Here is a 20,771-nt window from a genome sequence, read left to right on the forward strand (position 1 = left end):
TGAGTTTATATGTTTACAGGTATCGTGCAAGGTATGGCACAACTTCATTCTATCATTGAAAAAACTAATTTTAGAACACATCAGATAAAAATGCCACAGGAATTACTGGCTGACTTACAACTCGGTGCTTCGGTGGCACATAATGGCGTATGCTTAACCGTCACCAAGGTGGACAATGATCTGGTGAGCTTTGATTTAATGACTGAAACCCTACGTATTACCAATTTAGGGGAACTAAAGGTCGGCGAATGGTTCAATATTGAACGAGCCATGAAATTCGGGGCAGAAGTTGGCGGGCATATTTTGTCTGGCCATGTGTATTGCACCGCCCAAATCTCCGCCCATAAAGTGAGCGAAAATAATCTGCAAATTTGGTTTGAATTGCCAGATGAAACGGTGATGAAATATATTTTAACCAAAGGCTTTATTGCGGTGGATGGGATTAGTTTGACCATTGGCGAAGTGAACGGCAAGCAATTTTGTGTCAATTTGATCCCCGAAACCCTTGAACGGACGATTATTGGCAAAAAAACGGTAGGAGATCGAGTAAATATTGAAATCGATCCGCAAACACAAGCCATTGTGGACACCGTAGAACGTTATTTAACCACGAGAATGTAAATGAAAAAAATCCTGTTATTTTTCACCGCACTTTGGGCTTTTAGCCAACAAGTGTACGCACATCCGCATGCGTTTATTGGCATGAGAACCACGCCATTGGTGGAAAAAGACGCATTAATCGGTTTTTCGGTGAAGTGGTTGCTAGATGAGGCCAGTTCAGCAGAATTATTATACGATTTGCAAGTGGCGCACAACGATTCAAGTGTTAAACAAGCCATTGTGGATGACATGATTAAAAATACGGTATCGGAACATTATTTTAGCTATCTCTATGATAAACAAGGTAATCGAGTGAAATATACCTCGCACCCCGCCCATTATGATATTCAAGCGGTAGGGAACCAAATTTTATATCAATTTGATTTCTTTTTATCTCAACCGCAGCCCTTAAAAGACAGTGAGTTTATCTTGATGATTTACGATCCGACCTATTATGTGTCTATGTTCTATGACAATAAAAGTGCGGTGGATTTTAGCAAACTTCCGTCAAATTGCCATGGCGATATGGTGGATCAAACTGTGGATGAAAAAACCAAACAATATGCCAAATCCTTAGATAAAACCCAACGAGAGGCGGATTTTTCGCTAGGTAAAGAATTTGCTCAAAAAGTGATTTTGCAATGTCAATAAGCACCAAGAAAATCAGCACCATTTTATTATTATGTCTGTTAATTGCAGGCATCACGTTGCTATTTCCCTATTTATTTAAGCAAGTCGTGCTATGGCAACGGGAATTTAATCAACTGTTATCAGACAATCTACATCAAATTAAACAAGCCCCAATTTATGCCGGCACCAGTCTAATTTTGGTTAGCTTTGGCTATGGCGTGTTTCATGCGCTAGGGCCGGGTCATGGCAAATTTATTATGACCAGTTATTTGTCGCTACATGAATCCAAAATTCTCGCGAGCATGCGGTTAGCGTTTTTTTCTTCCTTAATGCAAGGCGTGGTGGCGATTGTGGCGACCAGTATTGTGGTGGTCCTGTTAAATTTATCTTCGTCTTATTTTAAAGCCAGTCAACTTTGGCTGGAACGGGGCGCTTATGCTTTGATTTTCTTACTGGGTTCACAATGGATAATTCAAAGTGGCAAAAAAATTTGGCAAATTCAACGCAAGCCAAAAATTCTGCAAATTAAACCAGTCGCCGATAATCAGATTTTAAAAAGTGCGGTGCAAAATCCGCCAGTTTTTTTATCTTATATTCATGATGAAAATTGCGGTTGTGGGCATCAACATTTGCCTGCTGAAGATCAACTTAGCCAAGCCAATAGTTTAAAATCACAATGGTTGATTATTTTAAGCATTGGCATGCGACCTTGTACAGGGGCGATTTTTATTTTATTTTTGTCCTATATGCTCGATCTTTACCTGTGGGGCGTGGTGGCGACAATGGCCATGGCGGTGGGAACAGGAATGACGTTATCTAGCTTTGCACTCATGGTGCAATATGCCCGAAAAACCGCTGTTCGGGTAGGAAAATGGTATCTTTCTCCTCGTATCAAAAGCCAATTTTCTCATTGGCTAAAACTGGCTTTCGGTTTGCTATTAATGGGGTTTGCCGTGAGTTTGATTTATGCCACCACTTTACAGAGCAGTGGGGGCGCAGGATTATTTGGGCGTTAATAATGATAACGACAAGAGGCTAACTGAATTTCATCATCGCTAACGGCATAGACTAAACGATGCTCGCTATCAATTCGTCTTGACCAAAATCCCGATAAACCATGTTTTAATGGTTCAGGTTTCCCAATACCCTCAAAGGGTGTGCGTTCAATATCTTTAATTAATTCATTGATCCGTTTTAAGATTTTTTTATCTGTGGTTTGCCAGTATAAATAATCTTGCCAACAGCTATCGGTAAAGACTTTTTTATACTTCATCAATTAAATTCCTTTCACGAGCCTTGCCATTACGTAATTCCTCTATTGAGTTTAGTAAATGGCGAGCATTGGCGGGAGAACGTAATAAATAAGCGGTTTCAGTGAGAGCTTCAAACTCAGCAAGGGACATTAAAACACAACTTTCCCCTTTGGCACGGGTAATGGTGATATTTTCAACATTACTCACGGTTCTTGTCATTAACCCTGCAAGATTTTGACGGGCTTCGGTATAGGTGATGGTTTGCATAGATTTCCTTAAATTTAAACATGTACAACATATTGTACAACTGTAAAAGCTAGCCGTCAAATTTAAACTTCCGTCTTATCCTTAAACTCACATAAATCTTCAATCAAGCACGATCCGCAACGGGGTTTTCTGGCAATACAAGTATAACGACCGTGCAAAATCAGCCAATGATGTACGTCAACTTTAAATTCAGCCGGCACGACTTTAAGCAGTTTTTCTTCTACTTTCACCACATCTTTACCCGGTGCAAAGCCCGTACGATTGGCAACACGGAAAATATGGGTATCGACCGCAATCGTTGGGTGTCCGAAAGCGGTATTAAGTACCACGTTAGCGGTTTTTCGTCCCACGCCAGCTAAGGCTTCCAATGATTCACGATTTTCGGGGACTTGCGAACCGTGTTTATCCATTAAGTCTTTACAGGTTTTGATGATATTTTCGGCTTTGCTGTTAAATAGTCCAATGGTTTTGATGTACTCTTTCAAACCGTCTACGCCCAAGGCATGGATTTTTTCGGGCGTATTTGCCACGGGGAACAGTTTGTCGGTGGCTTTATTCACGCCTTTGTCGGTAGCTTGTGCAGATAAAATCACCGCAATAAGTAGCTCAAACGGCGAACTAAAATTTAGCTCGGTCGTTGGGTGCGGATTGTTATCACGCAATCGGGTTAAAATTTCAATACGTTTTTGTTGGTTCATTTTTTCTGTTCAATCTTATTCTTAAACGCCAAAATCAAGCCTAAACCAATAAACGCCCCTGGGGGCAAAATGGCAAGTAACAGATTGCTGTCATGGTGGAAAAGCTCAATGCGTAACACTTTCGCCCAATCGCCGAGTAATAAATGAATGCCGTCAAATAAGGTGCCGTTACCGAAAATTTCACGTAATGCCCCGAGTAAAAACAGGCTTAAGGTCATGCCTAAACCCATGGCAAAGCCATCAAAAGCAGAATGTAATAGGGCATTTTTGCTCGCAAAGGCCTCGGCTCGTCCGATTACGATACAGTTGGTGACAATCAATGGAATAAAAATCCCCAAGGCTTGATAAAGACTGTATGTGTAAGCGTTCATCAGCAGTTGCACCACAGTCACGGTGGTGGCGATAATCATCACATAAATCGGAATACGAATTTCGTGAGGAATTTGTTTACGAAACAACGACACCATGGTGTTGCTGCAAATTAACACAATCATGGTGGCCAAGCCTAAACCGAGGGCATTTGTGGCAGAATTGGATACCGCCAACAATGGACACAGGCCGAGCAGTTGTACGGTGGCAGGGTTGTTTCGCCATAAGCCTTGCAGAAACAGGCTCCGCCAAAGGCTTTCTGTTTTTTCTGTCATAATATCCTCTTTACCCTCACCCTAGCCCTCTCCTAGAGGGAGAGGGGATGGTTTTGAGGGAATTAAATTCTTTTTGAAAATTATCTCACCCGAAAAGAAGAGCTATTTTTTAGGATTGATAAATGTTAATTATCCATTTTACGTTCCCTCTCCCTTTGGGAGAGGGCTAGGGTGAGGGTCATCAATTCCCCAACACCGCCAACGCACTGCGTTTCACTTGATTCACCACGGCTCTTGGTGTAATCGTGGCTCCAGTAAACTGATCAAATTGCCCGCCATCTTTTTTCACCGCCCAATCGGCAAGATTTTCTTGGCTGATTTTTTTATGGCTAAAACTCAATATCCAATCGGAAATACGTGTGTCAATTTTATCCCCGAGTCCAGGGGTTTCGTGGTGTTCTAACACTCGCACGCCTAGCACTTCGCCATTCGGTGTGAGTCCGATTAACAAGCGAATATTACCCGAATAACCATCTGGTGCCGTGGCCTCAATGGCATAAGCGGAAAGTTTTCCATTTAAAAGTGCGGTGCAAATTTTATCAATTTCTCGGCTATTGGATGGTTGGCAATTTTGCATAACGTCATTATTAAAATAGGTTTGCGGAATCACTTGCAATAACAAGTCATGCTGTTGTTTGGCAATCACCGCATCAATTTTATCTTTGGTGAGTAAATACACGCCCCCCGAAATGGCGGAACAGAGTAGAGCAACAAAACCAAGCAACAGCCCATATTTGCTGATAACTTTTCCCATATTTATGATCTTCTCCCTTGCCCAATTTGATGGCCTGCCACTCTCGGACGGCTGTAATGGTCAATTAACGGTACGCAAATATTCGCCAATAAAATAGCAAAGGCTACGCCGTCAGGGTAGTTGCCGTAGAAACGAATTAAACCCACTAACAGGCCTGCTAATGCCCCAAAAATCAATTTTCCTTTTGGCGTAATGGAGGCACTGACGGGATCGGTGGCGATAAAAAACGCCCCGAACATGGTTGCTCCGGTAAATAATTGCCAAATAGGACTGGTGGCATGAGGTGAAAGCACAAAATTCAGGCAAGCTAAGGCAAAAAGTGCGGTTAAAAAGGCCACAGGAATTTGCCAATGAATGATTTTTTTCCAAATTAAAAATAGCCCACCCAGTAAAAATGCCAAATTGACTTGCGTCCAACCGATACCGTTCAAGCCAGAACTGAATGGCAGAATATCGCTGAAAATCGGCGATTGGCTTAAATCTTGCAGAGAAAATACCGCACTTTTCATGCCTGTTTTTACCGTGTCTAACGGCGTAGCAGAGGTGATGCCGTCAATGCTTGCGACTAATTGATGTAGGCTAAAGCCGTCTGTGGTCATACCTGAAAAAATCAAACGGCAACTGTCCGCCAAGGTCGGTGGTTCGTTAAGCAAGGAAAGTGGCGGTAACCAAGCTGTCATTTGCACCGGAAAAGAGATCAACAACACCACATAGCCCACCATAGCAGGGTTAAAGAGATTTTGTCCTAATCCACCATAAACATGCTTACCTAAAATCACCGCACAAAATGTGCCGATTAAAATCACCCAATAAGGCGCATAAGGCGGAATGGCCATAGCTAAAATGAGGGCGGTTAATGTGACGCTAAAATCGGCAATATAAAATAAAGCCGGTTTTTTGCGTAAATAGGTGACACCATATTCCAATAGCAAGGCAAAACTCACCGCCAACGCCACTTGAATTAACACCCCAAAGCCAAAGAAATACATCTGCACACCCAAGGCAGGCAACATCGCAAATATCACCCACAGCATAATGCGAGCGGTGAGCTTGCCCGAATGGGTATGAGGGGAACTGGCAATTCTAAACATAGTATTCCTTTTCTTCTTTGTGGGCGTTTTCGTCAGTCTTAGGCAATAGCATCAATGCCTTTTTCCTGTACAATATTCAACAATTTCAATGCTGCCCCCGTAGGTTTTTTCACCCCACGTTCCCACGCTGAAACTAGACTTTTACTCACATTTAAATGATGAGCGAAAGTGCGTTGTGAAATGCCTTCTTTAGAACGAATCTCGCAGATTTCGTTGCTAGAAAGCGGATGCACGGGGACAAGGCAACTCTTGTCAAATTCTTTCATTTCTTGTTCAGTAATAAGACCAATTTCATACAAATCCATTGCATTTTGGTGGATTTGTTGCGATATAATGCTACGATATGTCATTCTTATTCCCTTTTCTAATTTAATACAAAATTTCGATGAGCTTTTTTTGCTTAATATGTAAAGCAATGGTTTCATCGGTATAACTAAAATAGGCTTTCGCTAATGTTTTTAAATCAGCGAGTTCGCCTTTGGATATATTATCCCTATCGTTTTTCTCAAAAATAGACACAAAAAAGCAATTTTGGTTAATTTTATAGAAAATCAACGAACGATAACCCGAAGATCGTCCTTGTCCCTGTTTGGCGATACGTTGTTTGATGACGTTTCCGCCTAAATCCGCATCAATTAAGCCTTTTTCGGCTCGCTCAACGGCATCAATCAGTAAACTGTCGTCAATGCCTTTTTTATTCGCAAAATCCGCAAAGGCTTTGGTTTTAAATAATCGCATAATTATCCGTTATCTCTCTTGTAATGGCAAGGTGAGATTGACGGTAAATTAGAACGCGCATTTTACCTAACAAGAAATCTCAATTTTGGAATAGAGATCACAAAATTGAGATTTTTATGGGGTAAAACAGGGGGTAAATTTTCTCATTACTCTGCGTTGTTGGGATTATTTTTAGCCTGTTGAGCGGCTTTTTTTGCTTTCGCTCTTGCAATGGCTGCCGCCACCGCCGCTTTTTTCGGATCCACTTCTGCGTTGGTTTCGGTTTCTAGTGGTTTTTCAGCGATTTGCTCAACAGCTTGATTTTGTTGAGCTTGTTTTTTGGCTTTTGCTCTTGCAATCGCTGCCGCTACGGCGGCTTTTTTCGGATCCACTTCGGCGTTGGTTTCAGTTTCTATTGGCTTTTCAACGACTGGCTCAACAGCTTGATTTTGTTGCGCAGCTTTTTTCGCCTTAGCCCGAGCAATAGCCGCTGCCACCGCTGCTTTTTTCGGATCCACTTCAGCGCTGGTTTCAGTTTCTGCTGGTTTTTCAACGACAGGTTCAACAGCTTGATGTTGTTGGGCCTGTTTTTTTGCTTTCGCTCTTGCAATGGCTGCCGCCACCGCCGCTTTTTTCGGATCCACTTCTGCGTTGGTTCCGGTTTCTAGTGTTTTTTCAACGACTGGCTCAACAGCTTGATTTTGTTGGGCGGCTTTCTTGGCTTTTGCCCGAGCCAAGGCGGCTGCTACAGCGGCTTTTTTCGGATCAACAGATTGTTCGTTTTGCGGTGGCTCTTCATTCGGGCGGATACGTCGATCCGCCCCTACGGTTTCTTTCTCGTTGCTTTGAGCTTGTTGCCGTGCTAAACGTCGTGCTTGGCGTTGTGCCATAATATCGCTGTTATCAGGCAACGCATCGCCTTGCTGTTTACTAGTGATGGACTTAATTTGCAGCGCTTGAGTGCTGTCCGTTTGTTTCGCTTTTAAGCGTGCCAATGCGGCAGCCACAGGATCAACACCGTCACTGTTTGCCACTTCTTGACGGCGATTTTCAGCGGCTTTTTGGGTGCGGGCTTTGCGGGCTTGTTCTTCTTTTTCTAAGCGAGCTTGACGGGCCTCAAAGCGGAGTTTGGCGTCTTCGGCTTTTTTGGCTTTTTCTTCCTGTTCCCAAATAGCGGATTTTTCCTGACGGAAATATTGCACCAACGGAATATGGCTCGGGCAAACGTAGGCACAGATCCCGCATTCGATACAATCCATTAATTGATATTGTTGCGATTTTTCGTGATCTTCCGCACGGGCAAACCAATATAATTGTTGTGGCATGAGTTGCACAGGGCAAGCGTCCGAGCAAGCTGAACAGCGAATACAGGCTTGTTCTGCCGGCGGTGACGCATATTCAAAATGATCGGGGGCAAGCAAGCAGTTGGCTAACTTAGTGACGGGGGCATCTAAATTCGGCAACGCTAAGCCCATCATTGGCCCGCCTAAATACACCGGCAAGCGTTCATCCGCCTGATAACCCGCTTGGGCTAATACAGCGGAAATTGGCGTACCCAAACGTACCCAGACATTGCCTTTATTGGGGATTTTATCGCCCGTGAGCGTCACCACACGTTCAATTAATGGTTCATCATTCATCACCGCACGCTTAATCGCAAACGCCGTTCCCACGTTTTGCATATGCACGCCAATGCTGGAAGAACGTTTACCACTTGGCACTTCTAAGCCCGTGAGGATTTTCACTAATTGACTGGAATCGCCAGAGGGGTATTTGGTCGGAATAACCCGAATATCTATATCATCTGCACCGTGCAAGGCAAATTCAAGGGCAGCGACCGCCTCGGGTTTGTTGTCCTCCACCGCAATTACCACTTTTTCAGGGCGAAGAATGTAGCGTAAAATGCGCACGCCCTCAATGATTTCATCGGCGTAATCCCGCATTAAACGGTCGTCACAGGTGATGTAAGGCTCACATTCCGCCCCGTTAATAATCAATAATTTCACCAAATTTGCGGCAGAACTGACTTTCGCTGCGGTTGGGAACACCGCACCGCCTAAGCCAGCCACGCCCGCTTGGTAAATCTTTTGAATAAGTTGATCGGGCGTTTGGCTGAGAAAATCTTCAATGGGTTGTTGTTCACGCCATTGATCTTTGCCGTCTGCCAGAATATGCACCGCCATTTCGGTTAAACCAGATGGGTGAGCAGCGATATAAGGGGCTATGTCCGTGACAATGCCAGAAGTCGGCGCATGCACAGGCAAGCAACGCAAGCCGTCGCCTTGGGTGAGCGGTTGTCCTTTGAGAACCTGATCGCCGACGTTGACAAGCAAATTCCCCGCCGAGCCAAGATGTTGTTTAATCGGCACATAGTATTTTTCCGCCAAAAGTACGGTGGAAATCGGCGTAGAATTGGATTGCGATTTCATTTCGGGAGGGTGAATCCCACCGTAGAAATCCCATAATTTGCCTGATTGGTAGCGAGTTAAAATATCGGTCATTATTCGCCCACCACCAGTTTATTTTCATATTTAATCGGGATCACCATTTTCGGATCGAGTTTCCAGTTCCAATTTTCGACCTGTTTTTCTACTTTTTCCATGGTAATACAATCCGTTGGGCAAGGGGCCACGCAAAGTTCACAACCCGTACAAAGATCCGCAATAATCGTGTGCATGGCTTTATTGGTGCCGATAATCGCATCCACAGGGCAAGCCTGAATACATTTGGTGCAACCAATACACATATCTTCATGAATAAACGCCACCTTGACTTCGGGTTCTTCCATGCCGTCCAGCGTTGGAACATCAACGCCCATCAGTTCGGCAATTTTGATCACGGTTTGCTGCCCACCTGGTACGCATTTTGTGATCACATCACCGTTGGCAATGGCCTCGGCATAGGGTTTACAACCGGGGTAACCGCATTGTGCGCATTGGGTTTGAGGCAAAATCGCATCAATTTTTTCCACAATGGGATCGGCGTCTACCTTTAATTTTATCGAGGCGAACCCCAGCACCACGCCGAAAAGCAAGGCGAGGACAGTGATGGCAATCAATACGCAAGAAAGAGTCGTCATCTAGGATCTCACTAAGCCAGCAAAGCCCATAAAGGCAAGGGACATCAGCCCTGCGGTGATTAACGCAATGGACGCACCACGAAACGGCACCGGCACATCTGCTGCAGCAAGCCGTTCACGCAAAGCCGAAAATAGCACCAACACCAAGGAAAACCCCAGTGAGGCGGAAAAACCATACACCACGGATTGAGTTAAATTATGGGCAAGATTAATATTCAATAATGCCACGCCTAACACCGCACAGTTGGTGGTGATTAAAGGCAAGAAAATCCCGAGTAAACGATACAATGTCGGACTGGTTTTGTTAATCACCATTTCGGTAAATTGCACCACCACCGCAATCACTAAAATAAACACCAACGTACGCAAAAATTGCGCATTAAACGGGGCTAAAATATAGGTATCCACCAAATATGCCGTGAGCGAGGCAACGGTTAACACAAACATGGTCGCCAAGCCCATTCCCACTGCGGTGTCCACTTTTTTGGACACCCCCATAAACGGGCATAAGCCAAGAAATTTCACCAACACAAAATTGTTAATCAGTGCGGTGGAAATAATCAATAAAATATATTCCATAAATAGCTAAGGTATTGTTATCAGTAAAAATCGTTAAAATCTTGTGTATTATCCTTGTTTTGGGCGGTGAGAACAATAAAAAAATCAATATGTCATTAATTTTTACCGCCGTTTTATGCTAGAATACGACGAATTTTAATGAATAACGAAAATTGTAGGGGCGTATTGCATACGCCCAAATTACGCTCCGTTAATGCCAAGGGCGTATGCAATACGCCCCTACAAAAATTTTTGAAAAAATTTTGATTTTAATCGATTTAAAAGGTCAATATGAAACCCAGTATTATCAGCAAATTAGACAGCCTACAAGAACGTCATGAAGAACTTGAGGCCTTATTAGGTGATGCGTCCGTGATCAATGATCAAGACAAATTCCGTGCCTATTCCAAAGAATACGCCCAATTAGAAGATGTGGTGAAAGCCTTTGGACGTTGGAAACAACTGCATGCGAATATGCAAGAGGCGGAACTTTTATTAGACGATCCTGATATGAAAGAAATGGCCGAAATGGAAATTGAAGAATGTCGGGAAGAAGTGGACAGCGTCGAGCAACAGTTGCAAATCTTGCTGTTGCCGAAAGATCCGAATGATGAATACAACGCCTATTTAGAAATCCGTGCGGGCACGGGCGGCGACGAAGCGGGGATTTTTGCCGGCGACTTGTTCCGTATGTACAGCCGTTATGCAGAAAGCAAACGCTGGCGGATAGAAACCCTGAGTGCCAATGAAAGCGAGCAGGGCGGTTATAAAGAAATTATCGTGAAAATTTCGGGCGAAAATGTTTACGGACAGCTTAAATTTGAATCAGGCGGTCACCGTGTGCAACGTGTGCCAAAAACCGAAAGCCAAGGGCGGATTCATACCTCGGCTTGTACGGTGGCGGTCATGCCTGAATTGCCTGAAAGTGAGTTGCCTGAAATCAACCCAAGCGATTTACGCATTGATACCTATCGTTCATCTGGCGCAGGTGGTCAGCACGTCAACACCACCGATTCCGCAGTGCGAATTACCCATATTCCAACGGGCATTGTGGTGGAATGTCAAGATGAACGTTCACAACACAAAAACAAAGCCAAAGCCATGTCAGTATTGGCCTCCCGTATTGTGCAAGTGGAGCAAGAACGTCAAGCTGCCGAACAAGCGGACACTCGCCGTAATTTATTAGGTTCGGGTGACCGTTCGGATAAAATTCGTACTTATAACTACCCACAAGGTCGTGTGACCGATCACCGTATTAATTTAACCGTGTATCGTCTTGATGAAGTGATGAATGGCAAAATTGATGAACTGATTCAACCGATTATCACCGAATACCAAGCGGATCAATTAGCCGCCTTGTCGGAACAAAATTAAGGGGAAACAGATGTTAGTTGAAAATCCAAATACGGTTGCACCGGTAATAAAAACGGACGAAGTCATGCCTGTTATTTATGCGGGACGTGGTTGGCGTTGGTTGGCTTCAATAATTAATTTTTTGATTTTTATTGCATTCCTGCTTGTTGGCGGATTTATTGCTGGTTTTGTCGGGGATGATATTACGGTGATTCCGCTTTTAGCCGTCGTGGTTTATTTCGGACTACAAATTTGGGCAATGAAAACTTATCAACAAACCTTAGGTAAAAAATGGTTAGGCTTGAAAGTGGTGTCTTATACCACATTTGAGCCGATTAGTTTGGGACGATACATTGCTCGAGAAGTGGTCGAGGGAATTGGGGGGCAACTCGTGGCATTAGGTTTATTTGATGCGATTTGTGCGTTTATTCGCAAAGATCGTCGCTCTGTCACCGATTTGATGTTTTCTACGATTGTCATTAGTGTACCTAATGATGAATATTGCTAAAGGGATCGCCTACGCTCAGCAATTTTTAGCTGAAAATCTTATCAACGATCCCTATTTAAACGCCAAAGCCGACAGCTATTTATTATTGCAATCTGTCACAGGATTAACCAAATCGCAGTTAATGGCATTTGATGATCGCGCGTTGAGCGCAGAAAGTCAGCAAAAACTCACCGCACTTTTACAGCGGAGAGCCAAAGGCGAACCCATGGCGTATATTCTCGGTGAAACGGAATTTTGGTCGTTGAATTTGAAAGTATCGCCTGATACCTTAATTCCCCGTCCGGATACGGAAATCTTGGTAGAACAGGCGTTAATGATTGCCAAAGCAAAAAGCCAACAACAAGGAAACGTTTCCATTTTAGATTTAGGCACTGGCACGGGAGCAATTGCGTTGGCGTTGGCAGATGAATTGCAAAAGTGCGGTACAAAATATCGGATTTTAGGCGTAGATTTGGTACTTGGCGCAGTAGAACTGGCTCGACAAAATGCGCGACAAAATCATCTAGGCAATGTGGAATTTCAACAAAGTAGTTGGTTTGAAAATGTCACCGAACGCGTTGATATTATCGTGAGCAACCCGCCTTATATTGATTCGCAAGATGTTCATTTACAACAAGGTGATGTGCGATTTGAACCGTTGACAGCATTGGTGGCCGAAAACCAAGGCTATGCAGATTTACAAAAAATCATTGAAAATGCACCGCGGTTTTTACAGCCACAAGGTTGGTTATTATTAGAACATGGTTGGCAACAGGGCGAAAAAGTGCGGTCATTTTTTAGCGAAAATTTATGGCATTCGGTACAAACTGTCAAAGATTATGGCGGTCATGAGCGAGTGACGTTAGCAAGGTTAGCATGAAGATAGATTTAGTCAAACAAGGCTTGTATTTAGCCATGGAAAGTTTTTATTTAATCACCACGGAAGATGAGGGCGAAGATTTACGCACCATTCGCTCGCTAATGGGCGGGTTGGTGCGAAAAGCGCGTAAAGTGATCCCTGAAGAGGATGATGTGAAAGTGAAAATCCATAAGCTGTTGCAGTTGATGTACGGCGAATGGGGATTTGGCTGCGATCCACAAGAATATTTCCATACGGAAAATTTGTATTTGAGCTATGTGTTACGTTCGCACCGTGGCATGCCCGTCAGTCTAGGCTGTATTTTGTTGTATCTGGCAGATAAATTGGACTTGCCACTGTATCCGGTGATGTTTCCGACTCAGCTGATTTTACGGGCAAATGTGGGTGATGATGTGGCATTTATCGATCCTTGGGACGGCAAATATTTAACCCAACAAGATTTGCAAAAACAGTACGAAGGGGCATTTGGCTTTGGCGTGCCTATGTCGCAAGAAGATTTGGCCGTAGCAGAACCCGAGCAATTAAAGGAACGTTTTGCACAGTTGGCGAAAGGCTGTTTAATTCGGGAAGAACATAATGACGCGGCGTTGAAGTATATTGAAAGTCGTTTGTCTGATTTTGAATTTCGCGCCAATCAGTATAAAGATATTGAACCCTATGAACGCCGTGATCGGGGCTTGGTGTTGGCTCAAATGGGGGCGTATCATGCCGCGGTGAAAGATTTTCATTATTTTATTCAGCAATGCCCGCACGATCCAACGGCCTATATGTTGATGGCACAACTGCCTGATATTGAAAAAGAATTACCTTATGATTTATTACATTAGAGAGAAAAAATAATGACAGACAAAATTGTAAAAATTGGTGAGCTTGAAGTTGCCAACAATAAACCCTTTGTATTATTTGGCGGTATGAACGTGCTAGAAAGCCGTGATATGGCCATGCAAGTGTGCGAAAGCTATGTAGAAGTCACGAAAAAATTAGGCGTGCCTTATGTTTTCAAAGCCTCTTTTGATAAAGCCAACCGTTCTTCCATTCATTCTTATCGTGGACCGGGGATGGATGAGGGCTTGAAAATTTTTCAAGAATTAAAAAGTCAATTTGGGGTAAAAATTATCACCGATGTACACGAAATTTACCAATGTCAACCTGTGGCAGAGGTGGTGGATGTGATCCAATTACCCGCCTTTTTGGCACGTCAAACGGATCTTGTGGAAGCCATGGCTCGCACAGGTGCCGTGATTAATGTGAAAAAACCACAATTTCTCAGCCCCGGTCAAATGGGCAATATCGTAGAAAAAATTGCTGAATGTGGTAACGATAAAGTGATTTTATGTGATCGTGGATCTAACTTTGGTTACGACAATCTCGTGGTGGATATGCTCGGTTTTGGCGTGATGAAAAAAGCCTCTCACGGCAGTCCCGTGATTTTTGATGTGACCCATTCTTTACAATGTCGTGATCCATTTGGTGCCGCCTCAGGTGGTCGCCGTGAACAAGTGACCGAACTCGCTCGTGCGGGATTAGCGATTGGTATTGCGGGTTTATTTTTAGAAGCACACCCAAACCCAAACCAAGCCAAATGTGATGGCCCCTCTGCCTTACCGTTATCGGCCTTGAACGGCTTTGTGAGTCAAATGAAAGCATTAGATGATTTGGTTAAATCCTTTGAGCTGTTAGATACATCAAATTAATTCAATACTTATTGAAAAAGATGTCTTCGGGCATCTTTTTTTATACCCCCATTTTATTCCGCCAAATTTTATTTAGCACATAAAAAAATGCGACCCTCAAGGTCGCATTTCAAATTTAGTTAGTGGTGAATTACCATTGGTAACCGACACCAACGCCAGCACCCACATCGCCGCGAGTATTGGCATTACCTTGTAATTTCAAGATAACTTTGCCGTTGTCGCTTGCACGAGAGTAGCCGACAGCCACCGCGCTTTCGCCTTTAAATGTACCCGCTGCCGCAGATGCCATTGATTTACCCGGTATATAAACTTGTGGTAATGCCGCTGCTGCATTGGTACCAGCGATACCGGCACGCATCTCTTTGCTCACTTTATTGATACGTTTATTGACACCACTCATGGAATCTTTTACTTCGTTCAATTGTTTAACGTTCACTGCATCATTATCTGCGGTGCCCGCTTTTACGCCAGAAATGCTACCATTACTGCTGATTTTCACATCGCCAACATTCACATTGTCGCCGTCAATGGTCACATTGTCACCGACAGAAACAGAGCTGTTCGCATGCACGCTATTCACTTTCAAGTCTTGGTTGACCGCAAAAGTCACGGTACCTTTGTTGTTGGTGATCTTGAGGTTGTCATCTGCACTGCGTAAATCCACCACGTTGTTTGTACTATTAACAGTGGACTGCGTTGCTTCATCACCTTGTGCTTGAATTTTCCAACTGCTAGATCCAGCAACCGAAGTAAGTTGTTCGTAAGTGACGAGATCACCTGGTTTTGTACCGCTTGATACGTTGGTAATCACGTTACCACCGAAGTCAATGGTTGAACCATTTGTCACCGTCAGGTTATTCAACGTTGTGTTACCTGTTGCAACAAGATCTTTCGTTTCAACTTTCTCAGTAATCACTTCTTTCGTTGTGACAGTATTTGCGGTGACGTTATCAGATTTAACATCTTTCGCAGTCACGTTAGTTGCAGTCACGTTATCAGATTTAACATCTTTCGCAGTCACGTTAGTTGCGGTTACGTTATCAGATTTAACGTCTTTCGCCGTTACGTTGGTCGCAGTCACGTTGTCAGATTTAACATCTTTAGCCGTTACGTTAGTCGCAGTTACGTTATCAGATTTAACGTCTTTCGCCGTTACGTTAGTCGCAGTCACGTTGTCAGATTTAACATCTTTCGCTGTTACGTTAGTTGCAGTCACGTTATCAGATTTAACATCTTTAGCCGTTACGTTAGTTGCGGTTACGTTGTCAGATTTAACGTCTTTCGCTGTTACGTTAGTTGCGGTTACGTTATCAGATTTAACATCTTTCGCAGTCACGTTAGTTGCGGTTACGTTATCAGATTTAACGTCTTTAGCTGTTACGTTAGTAGCAGTTACGTTGTCTGAAGTTACGTCTTTAGCTGTTACGTTCGTTGCAGTTACGTTATCAGATTTAACATCTTTAGCCGTTACGTTAGTCGCAGTCACGTTGTCAGAAGTCACATCTTTCGCCTTAATAGAATCCACATCAAGATCGCTAGCTAAACCGTAAGTGACTTTTGGTGTTTCAGAATTTTCTTGCTCCATTTTCACCACAAGGTTTTTACCTGCGTTATAGGTGATGTTATCACCTGACGAGATCTGCGTTGATTTATCAGAAGCAACGACCTGTTCTTTGGTGTTTGTGGTGCTGACCGTATGGTAGGCACCGTTAACTGCTGCAGCAAGGGTGGTACCGTTGACTAATGCTGCACCGGTGGTGGCTTCAACTTTACCGCCAGTCGCAACAGTTGTACCCGTTGTCACCGCTTCAATTTTATTGGTGGTTGTGTTAAGTTTAACCGTTGTACCATCTGTTTGTACATCATAGGTCACTTTCACTGTGCCATCGGTTGCTGTGGTGATGTTTGAGTTTGTGCCTGCGCCGTTTACGTATTGAATTGAGTTACCCGCCGTCACTAAATCGATCAAGGTGCCGGTGTTGTCTTTCAAGTTCCAACCTGCTTTGTTAATCGTATCAGCCACTTCCGTTGCATTGACTAATTTCACGCCCTCAGCAGCACTTGGCTCAACCACTTTACCTTGCTCAGTGACGGTTAAGTCTGTGGTTTGTGTCGCTGTGTATAATTGGCTACCGTTAATCGCATCTTTACTGGTTGGGGTCACTTCACCGTTTTCAACGCCTGTGATTTTGTTGGTTGACTTGTCAATGGTGACCGTACCCACAGAAACTTTATCTGCGGTGACGTTAGTCGCTGTGACATTATCCGAGTTAACGTCTTTTGCTTTCACAGTGGTTGCCGTCACGTTGGTTGCCGTCACATTGTCCGATTTAACATCTTTCGCTTCAACGGTGGTGGCGTTGACAGTGGTTGCATTGACCGTGGTCGCTGTCACGTTGTCCGCTTTCACGTCTTTTGCTTTCACTGAAGTGACATCAAGATTTTCTGTTAAACCATAGGTAATGACAGGTGCGACAGAATTTTCGTTATCCATTTTCACCACGAGGTTTTTACCTGCGTCATAAGTGATGTTATCGCCTGACGAGATCTGTGTTGATTTATCAGAACCCGTTACAGTGCCTCCAGTATTTTTCGTACTGACAGTATGGTAGGCACTGTTAATTGCCGTTGCAAGGGTGGTACCGTTAACTAAAGCGGCACCTGTGGTGGCTTCAATTTTACCGGCGTTTGTCCCTGTGCCAACGGTTGTACCTGTGGTCACCGCTTCAATTTTATTGGTGGTTGTGTTAAGTTTAACCGTTGTACCATCTGTTTGTACATCATAGGTCACTTTCACTGTGCCATCGGTTGCAGTAGTGATGTTTGAGTTTGTGCCCGCGCCGTTTACGTATTGAATTGAGTTACCCGCCGTCACTAAATCGATCACGGTGCCGGTGTTGTCTTTCAAGTTCCAACCTGCTTTGTTAATCGTATCAGCCACTTCCGTTGCATTGACTAATTTCACGCCCTCAGCAGCACTTGGCTCAACCACTTTACCTTGCTCAGTGACGGTTAAGTCTGTGGTTTGTGTCGCTGTGTATAATTGGCTACCGTTAATCGCATCTTTACTGGTTGGGGTCACTTCACCGTTTTCAACGCCTGTGATTTTGTTGGTTGACTTGTCAATGGTGACCGTACCCACAGAAACTTTATCTGCGGTGACGTTGGTTGCCGTGACATTGTCAGATTTCACATCTTTCGCAGTGACGGTTGTTGCATTGACAGTCGTTGCATTAACAGTTGTTGCGTTTACGGTTTTAACGTCAATATCTTCCGCCAAGCTGTAAGTAATCACTGGAGCCTCTGTATCTTCAGCAGTAATGCTACCCACTAAGTTTTTACCCGCATTGAAGTTCAGGTTATCGCCCGCAGAGATTTGGGTTTTACCGTTGGTTGCGGCGGCTTGGTCTGTGCTGTTTTTAAGGGTAACAGTGTGCGATGCTGTATTGATTGCATTTGCCACAGTTGAAGCGTTCACTAAGTTTTTCGCTTCATCGCCTGTAGGAACAGTGATGCTACCTGTTGAACCAGCCGCTAAATTGGTGGTGTTTGCCGTTACGTTGCCGTTTTTATCAACAGTAACAGTCGCTTCATCAACTTTCACGCTGTAGTTTACAGTGGTTACGCCGTTTTTAGTTTCAACATTTGCAGTTGTGCCAACGCCGTTTGCGAAGTTTACTGTGTTGCCAGCAGTTACTAAGTCTTTATCTGTGCCGTTGCCTTGAACAGTCCAGCCAGCTGCATTGATTGCATCTGCCACTTCACCGCCAGTTACTAACGCTGTGCTTGTGGTTGCAGTTGCTACGCCTTTCGCATCAGATGCAATTTCAGTCGTTACCGCTTCAACCTGTTTAGTTGTGCTGTTTACTTGAACAGTTTTACCGTCAGTATTTACACCGTATTTAACTGTTGTTACGCCATCTTTAGAATCAACGGTTGCCGTTGTACCTGTGCCGTCTGCAAAGTTTACAGTGTTGCCAGCAGTTACTAAATCTTTAGTCGTGCCGTTGCCTTGAATGTTCCAACCTACGTTGTTTACGGTATTCACCAGCGTTGTGCCATTTACCACGCCCGCTCCTGTTGTGGTGCTTGCTACGCCGTCAGTCGTGGTGACAGTGGTACTTTCTGTGTTAGTGGCAATGGTAATGCTGTTTGCGGTTTGGGTTAATTTGATATTATCGCCCGCCACAAAGTTGAGGTTTTCGCCTAATTGAATGTTGTCTTGTTTTGTTGCATCAGTAATAGCAGAATTATCAACTTTACCCGTGCCAGCACTTACGCTTACATTCCAGCCTTTCGCCACTTCATAAACCACAGAGTAAAGTTGTGAACCGTTGATTGCATCTGTACTGTCTGCTGAAATATGACCAGCCGCCACGTTTTTCACTTGACGTTCTGCCCCCACAGAACCTACGCTCACCACTTCGCCTTTGTCGGTTACTGTGCCTTTAAATTCTTGCGTTAATTTGAAATCAGAATATTCAGCAACTTTCACCGAGTCACTTTTTACTGGTTCCACTGCTGTAGTTGAAGCGTAAGTTGATGAGTTACCAATAATCACTGCACCGTCTAATTTGTTGTCGTTGCTATCGCCAGCAAGGGTGATGTTGTTACCTAAAATAGTGGCGTTAGTTACGTTGTTAATGGTGTTGTTTTGACCGATTGAAGTAACATTGCTGCCATCAACGATTTGGTTACGAGTACCAATCGCCACAGAGTAGTTCGCATCTTTTACGCCATTTTGGTTACCATAAGCCGAAGCCTGAGTTGAGTTTGTGATGTACCCTTGACGACCTACTGCAGTTGAGTAAGATGAGTTAGTTACACAGTTATACACACCAAGTGCAGTACCTGCAGTCGAGTCAATAATATCACTATTATAACCGTAAGAACTTGCAAAATATGATTTTTCAATCGCATTACCATTACCTACTGCTGTTGCAAATTGGCTGGCATTAATTGAGTTTGTACTACCTACAGCCGTAGAATGGTAAGAACCATTTGTTACAGTTGTATTTGACGCTACAACTGTTGAGTAACGTGAGTTAGCCACAGTGGCATTTTGACCCACAAGGATTGCCCCAGGATCTGCACCTAAAGTGTTCGCATTAGAAGAAAGATCACGACCAAAAACAACAGAGTCTGAACTTGCTGTAACGTTATCACCCACCGCTAAAGAACGAATATCCACATGGAGATCGTTACCAATTGCTAATGGAGAGTTGTTCGCTGAAACGTTGTTACCTACAGCGAGTACATCACCACGGTTGTAGTTTACCACTTTGATGTCGTTACCCACACCTACGAGGTTTTTTGCCAAATCAGCGTTAGTTGCCGTTGAGTGGAATGTAATATTATTACCAGCGATCGCAACTTCATTACCGCCGTCAGTCGCAATGTTACGACCAACCATTGTTAAGTTATTACCTAATGATTGGTTGTCATCATAAGGACGCGTTGCTGCATCAGCATTTGCCGCTGCAGCATAGTCATCATCATGGGGAATAACTGCAGTAACGTTTTCACCAACAATGGTTACATTTGCATAAGAAGGCAATGTATCGTCATTAGTTGAACCAAGTTTAGTAATACCTACATCATTACCATACACAACCCCAGTTGTACCACCTTCGTTTGAGTTGTTTGATTTACCTGTATTAATGTAACCGCCACCTCCAGTATCTGCCGCAAATGCAGGAGAAATTGCAAATGCCCCGCCTAAAATAACCGCCCCAGCTGTCGCCACAGAAAGTGCGATGGTTTTCACCGCACTTCGTTCATCGGTGCTCGATCCTGATTTGGTGTGATTTTTGCCTAATTCTGATGTCACCACCATTTGTTGTGTGTCACGGTTAAAAATAACTTTAAAAATCTTGTTCACGTAATAAATTCCTATTAAAAAATGATAAAAAACAACAGGCAAGAAAACCCTGATGTTTTCCTGTTTGTTGCAATATTTACTGGTTTGACCTTTTAAAGACGTGCAAATTCTATTGATTTTTGATTGCTCCTGCAACCCTTTTATTGTAAAGAATTGTAAAGTGTGAGCAGTGAAAAAAAGATGAA

20 protein-coding genes are annotated in these 20,771 nt (G+C 43.7%); 8 read left to right on the top strand and 12 right to left on the bottom strand.

Features of this window, described 5'->3' with window-relative positions; all coding sequences use genetic code 11:
* Positions 1 to 9: 9 nt before the first annotated feature.
* Genes ACTG7L_RS02020 through zevB form a run of 3 tightly spaced genes read left to right on the top strand, consistent with a single transcriptional unit; the run spans position 10 to position 2,246 of the window.
* The gene (locus ACTG7L_RS02020; RefSeq protein WP_439287287.1) at positions 10 to 621 is read left to right on the top strand and encodes a riboflavin synthase subunit alpha; all 612 of its coding nucleotides are present in this window, start codon (positions 10 to 12) and stop codon (positions 619 to 621) included.
* Positions 622 to 1,251, top strand: coding sequence for a zinc transporter binding subunit ZevA (gene zevA / locus ACTG7L_RS02025; protein WP_439287288.1), 630 nt, complete (start codon positions 622 to 624; stop codon positions 1,249 to 1,251).
* Positions 1,242 to 2,246, top strand: coding sequence for a zinc transporter permease subunit ZevB (gene zevB / locus ACTG7L_RS02030; protein ID WP_439287289.1), 1,005 nt, complete (start codon positions 1,242 to 1,244; stop codon positions 2,244 to 2,246). The genes zevA and zevB overlap by 10 nt, the downstream gene beginning before the upstream one ends.
* Here zevB and ACTG7L_RS02035 read toward each other — a convergent pair.
* From ACTG7L_RS02035 to rsxA, 11 genes are all read right to left on the bottom strand, one after another.
* On the bottom strand, positions 2,243 to 2,503 hold the full coding sequence (locus tag ACTG7L_RS02035; protein WP_439287313.1) for a Txe/YoeB family addiction module toxin: 261 nt from the start codon (positions 2,501 to 2,503) through the stop codon (positions 2,243 to 2,245). The genes zevB and ACTG7L_RS02035 overlap by 4 nt on opposite strands.
* A complete protein-coding gene (yefM, locus tag ACTG7L_RS02040) occupies positions 2,493 to 2,750 on the bottom strand; it encodes a YoeB-YefM toxin-antitoxin system antitoxin YefM (RefSeq protein ID WP_439287290.1) in 258 nt (85 codons plus the stop codon). Before yefM ends, ACTG7L_RS02035 begins: the two co-directional genes overlap by 11 nt.
* 62 nt (positions 2,751 to 2,812) lie before the next feature.
* Positions 2,813 to 3,448 carry an endonuclease III gene (gene nth / locus ACTG7L_RS02045; RefSeq protein ID WP_439287291.1) on the bottom strand — a complete coding sequence of 212 codons (636 nt, stop codon included), beginning with the start codon at positions 3,446 to 3,448 and terminating at the stop codon, positions 2,813 to 2,815.
* A complete protein-coding gene (locus tag ACTG7L_RS02050; RefSeq protein WP_439241958.1) occupies positions 3,445 to 4,092 on the bottom strand; it encodes an electron transport complex subunit E in 648 nt (215 codons plus the stop codon). Before ACTG7L_RS02050 ends, nth begins: the two co-directional genes overlap by 4 nt.
* A 181-nt stretch (positions 4,093 to 4,273) precedes the next feature.
* Positions 4,274 to 4,846, bottom strand: coding sequence for an electron transport complex subunit RsxG (gene rsxG, locus ACTG7L_RS02055; protein ID WP_439287292.1), 573 nt, complete (start codon positions 4,844 to 4,846; stop codon positions 4,274 to 4,276).
* A gap of 2 nt (positions 4,847 to 4,848) precedes the next feature.
* The gene (gene rsxD, locus ACTG7L_RS02060; protein ID WP_439287293.1) at positions 4,849 to 5,937 is read right to left on the bottom strand and encodes an electron transport complex subunit RsxD; all 1,089 of its coding nucleotides are present in this window, start codon (positions 5,935 to 5,937) and stop codon (positions 4,849 to 4,851) included.
* A 38-nt stretch (positions 5,938 to 5,975) separates the two neighbouring features.
* Entirely contained in the window at positions 5,976 to 6,287 is a 312-nt protein-coding gene (locus tag ACTG7L_RS02065) for a helix-turn-helix domain-containing protein (protein ID WP_439287294.1), read from the bottom strand.
* Between the two features lie 19 nt (positions 6,288 to 6,306).
* Complete coding sequence (locus ACTG7L_RS02070; protein ID WP_439287295.1) at positions 6,307 to 6,675, bottom strand: type II toxin-antitoxin system RelE/ParE family toxin; 369 nt, start codon at positions 6,673 to 6,675, stop codon at positions 6,307 to 6,309.
* Positions 6,676 to 6,821: 146 nt separating this feature from the next.
* Positions 6,822 to 9,155: an electron transport complex subunit RsxC gene (gene rsxC / locus ACTG7L_RS02075; protein WP_439287296.1), complete on the bottom strand. Its 2,334-nt coding sequence runs from the start codon at positions 9,153 to 9,155 to the stop codon at positions 6,822 to 6,824.
* The gene (gene rsxB, locus ACTG7L_RS02080) at positions 9,155 to 9,733 is read right to left on the bottom strand and encodes an electron transport complex subunit RsxB (protein WP_439287297.1); all 579 of its coding nucleotides are present in this window, start codon (positions 9,731 to 9,733) and stop codon (positions 9,155 to 9,157) included. Before rsxB ends, rsxC begins: the two co-directional genes overlap by 1 nt.
* Complete coding sequence (gene rsxA / locus ACTG7L_RS02085; RefSeq protein WP_439243631.1) at positions 9,734 to 10,312, bottom strand: electron transport complex subunit RsxA; 579 nt, start codon at positions 10,310 to 10,312, stop codon at positions 9,734 to 9,736. It lies immediately after the preceding gene.
* Positions 10,313 to 10,582: 270 nt separating this feature from the next.
* Between rsxA and prfA the strand changes: the two genes are divergently transcribed.
* The 5 genes from prfA to kdsA are packed head-to-tail and all read left to right on the top strand — an operon-like array spanning position 10,583 to position 14,705.
* A complete protein-coding gene (gene prfA / locus ACTG7L_RS02090) occupies positions 10,583 to 11,665 on the top strand; it encodes a peptide chain release factor 1 (protein WP_439287298.1) in 1,083 nt (360 codons plus the stop codon).
* A gap of 10 nt (positions 11,666 to 11,675) precedes the next feature.
* Complete coding sequence (locus ACTG7L_RS02095) at positions 11,676 to 12,152, top strand: RDD family protein (RefSeq protein ID WP_439287299.1); 477 nt, start codon at positions 11,676 to 11,678, stop codon at positions 12,150 to 12,152.
* Complete coding sequence (prmC, locus tag ACTG7L_RS02100; RefSeq protein WP_439287314.1) at positions 12,139 to 13,011, top strand: peptide chain release factor N(5)-glutamine methyltransferase; 873 nt, start codon at positions 12,139 to 12,141, stop codon at positions 13,009 to 13,011. The genes ACTG7L_RS02095 and prmC overlap by 14 nt, the downstream gene beginning before the upstream one ends.
* Positions 13,008 to 13,838: a SirB1 family protein gene (locus ACTG7L_RS02105; protein WP_439287300.1), complete on the top strand. Its 831-nt coding sequence runs from the start codon at positions 13,008 to 13,010 to the stop codon at positions 13,836 to 13,838. Before prmC ends, ACTG7L_RS02105 begins: the two co-directional genes overlap by 4 nt.
* A 12-nt stretch (positions 13,839 to 13,850) precedes the next feature.
* Positions 13,851 to 14,705: a 3-deoxy-8-phosphooctulonate synthase gene (gene kdsA / locus ACTG7L_RS02110; protein ID WP_439287301.1), complete on the top strand. Its 855-nt coding sequence runs from the start codon at positions 13,851 to 13,853 to the stop codon at positions 14,703 to 14,705.
* A 130-nt stretch (positions 14,706 to 14,835) separates the two neighbouring features.
* Here the strand turns inward: kdsA and ACTG7L_RS02115 are convergent, their stop codons facing one another.
* Complete coding sequence (locus tag ACTG7L_RS02115) at positions 14,836 to 20,586, bottom strand: YadA-like family protein (RefSeq protein ID WP_439287302.1); 5,751 nt, start codon at positions 20,584 to 20,586, stop codon at positions 14,836 to 14,838.
* Positions 20,587 to 20,771: the final 185 nt, after the last annotated feature.

It is taken from the genome of Lonepinella sp. BR2357 (assembly GCF_051851525.1).
GTDB lineage: Bacteria > Pseudomonadota > Gammaproteobacteria > Enterobacterales > Pasteurellaceae > Lonepinella.

What these genes read in the sequence shown, in the direction of transcription:
- ACTG7L_RS02020 (WP_439287287.1), top strand. Translation starts at nt 10, where the DNA reads ATGTTTACAGGTATCGTGCAAGGTATGGCACAACTTCATTCTATCATT.
- zevA (WP_439287288.1), top strand. Translation starts at nt 622, where the DNA reads ATGAAAAAAATCCTGTTATTTTTCACCGCACTTTGGGCTTTTAGCCAA.
- zevB (WP_439287289.1), top strand. Translation starts at nt 1,242, where the DNA reads ATGTCAATAAGCACCAAGAAAATCAGCACCATTTTATTATTATGTCTG.
- ACTG7L_RS02035 (WP_439287313.1), bottom strand. Translation starts at nt 2,503, where the DNA reads ATGAAGTATAAAAAAGTCTTTACCGATAGCTGTTGGCAAGATTATTTA.
- yefM (WP_439287290.1), bottom strand. Translation starts at nt 2,750, where the DNA reads ATGCAAACCATCACCTATACCGAAGCCCGTCAAAATCTTGCAGGGTTA.
- nth (WP_439287291.1), bottom strand. Translation starts at nt 3,448, where the DNA reads ATGAACCAACAAAAACGTATTGAAATTTTAACCCGATTGCGTGATAAC.
- ACTG7L_RS02050 (WP_439241958.1), bottom strand. Translation starts at nt 4,092, where the DNA reads ATGACAGAAAAAACAGAAAGCCTTTGGCGGAGCCTGTTTCTGCAAGGC.
- rsxG (WP_439287292.1), bottom strand. Translation starts at nt 4,846, where the DNA reads ATGGGAAAAGTTATCAGCAAATATGGGCTGTTGCTTGGTTTTGTTGCT.
- rsxD (WP_439287293.1), bottom strand. Translation starts at nt 5,937, where the DNA reads ATGTTTAGAATTGCCAGTTCCCCTCATACCCATTCGGGCAAGCTCACC.
- ACTG7L_RS02065 (WP_439287294.1), bottom strand. Translation starts at nt 6,287, where the DNA reads ATGACATATCGTAGCATTATATCGCAACAAATCCACCAAAATGCAATG.
- ACTG7L_RS02070 (WP_439287295.1), bottom strand. Translation starts at nt 6,675, where the DNA reads ATGCGATTATTTAAAACCAAAGCCTTTGCGGATTTTGCGAATAAAAAA.
- rsxC (WP_439287296.1), bottom strand. Translation starts at nt 9,155, where the DNA reads ATGACCGATATTTTAACTCGCTACCAATCAGGCAAATTATGGGATTTC.
- rsxB (WP_439287297.1), bottom strand. Translation starts at nt 9,733, where the DNA reads ATGACGACTCTTTCTTGCGTATTGATTGCCATCACTGTCCTCGCCTTG.
- rsxA (WP_439243631.1), bottom strand. Translation starts at nt 10,312, where the DNA reads ATGGAATATATTTTATTGATTATTTCCACCGCACTGATTAACAATTTT.
- prfA (WP_439287298.1), top strand. Translation starts at nt 10,583, where the DNA reads ATGAAACCCAGTATTATCAGCAAATTAGACAGCCTACAAGAACGTCAT.
- ACTG7L_RS02095 (WP_439287299.1), top strand. Translation starts at nt 11,676, where the DNA reads ATGTTAGTTGAAAATCCAAATACGGTTGCACCGGTAATAAAAACGGAC.
- prmC (WP_439287314.1), top strand. Translation starts at nt 12,139, where the DNA reads ATGAATATTGCTAAAGGGATCGCCTACGCTCAGCAATTTTTAGCTGAA.
- ACTG7L_RS02105 (WP_439287300.1), top strand. Translation starts at nt 13,008, where the DNA reads ATGAAGATAGATTTAGTCAAACAAGGCTTGTATTTAGCCATGGAAAGT.
- kdsA (WP_439287301.1), top strand. Translation starts at nt 13,851, where the DNA reads ATGACAGACAAAATTGTAAAAATTGGTGAGCTTGAAGTTGCCAACAAT.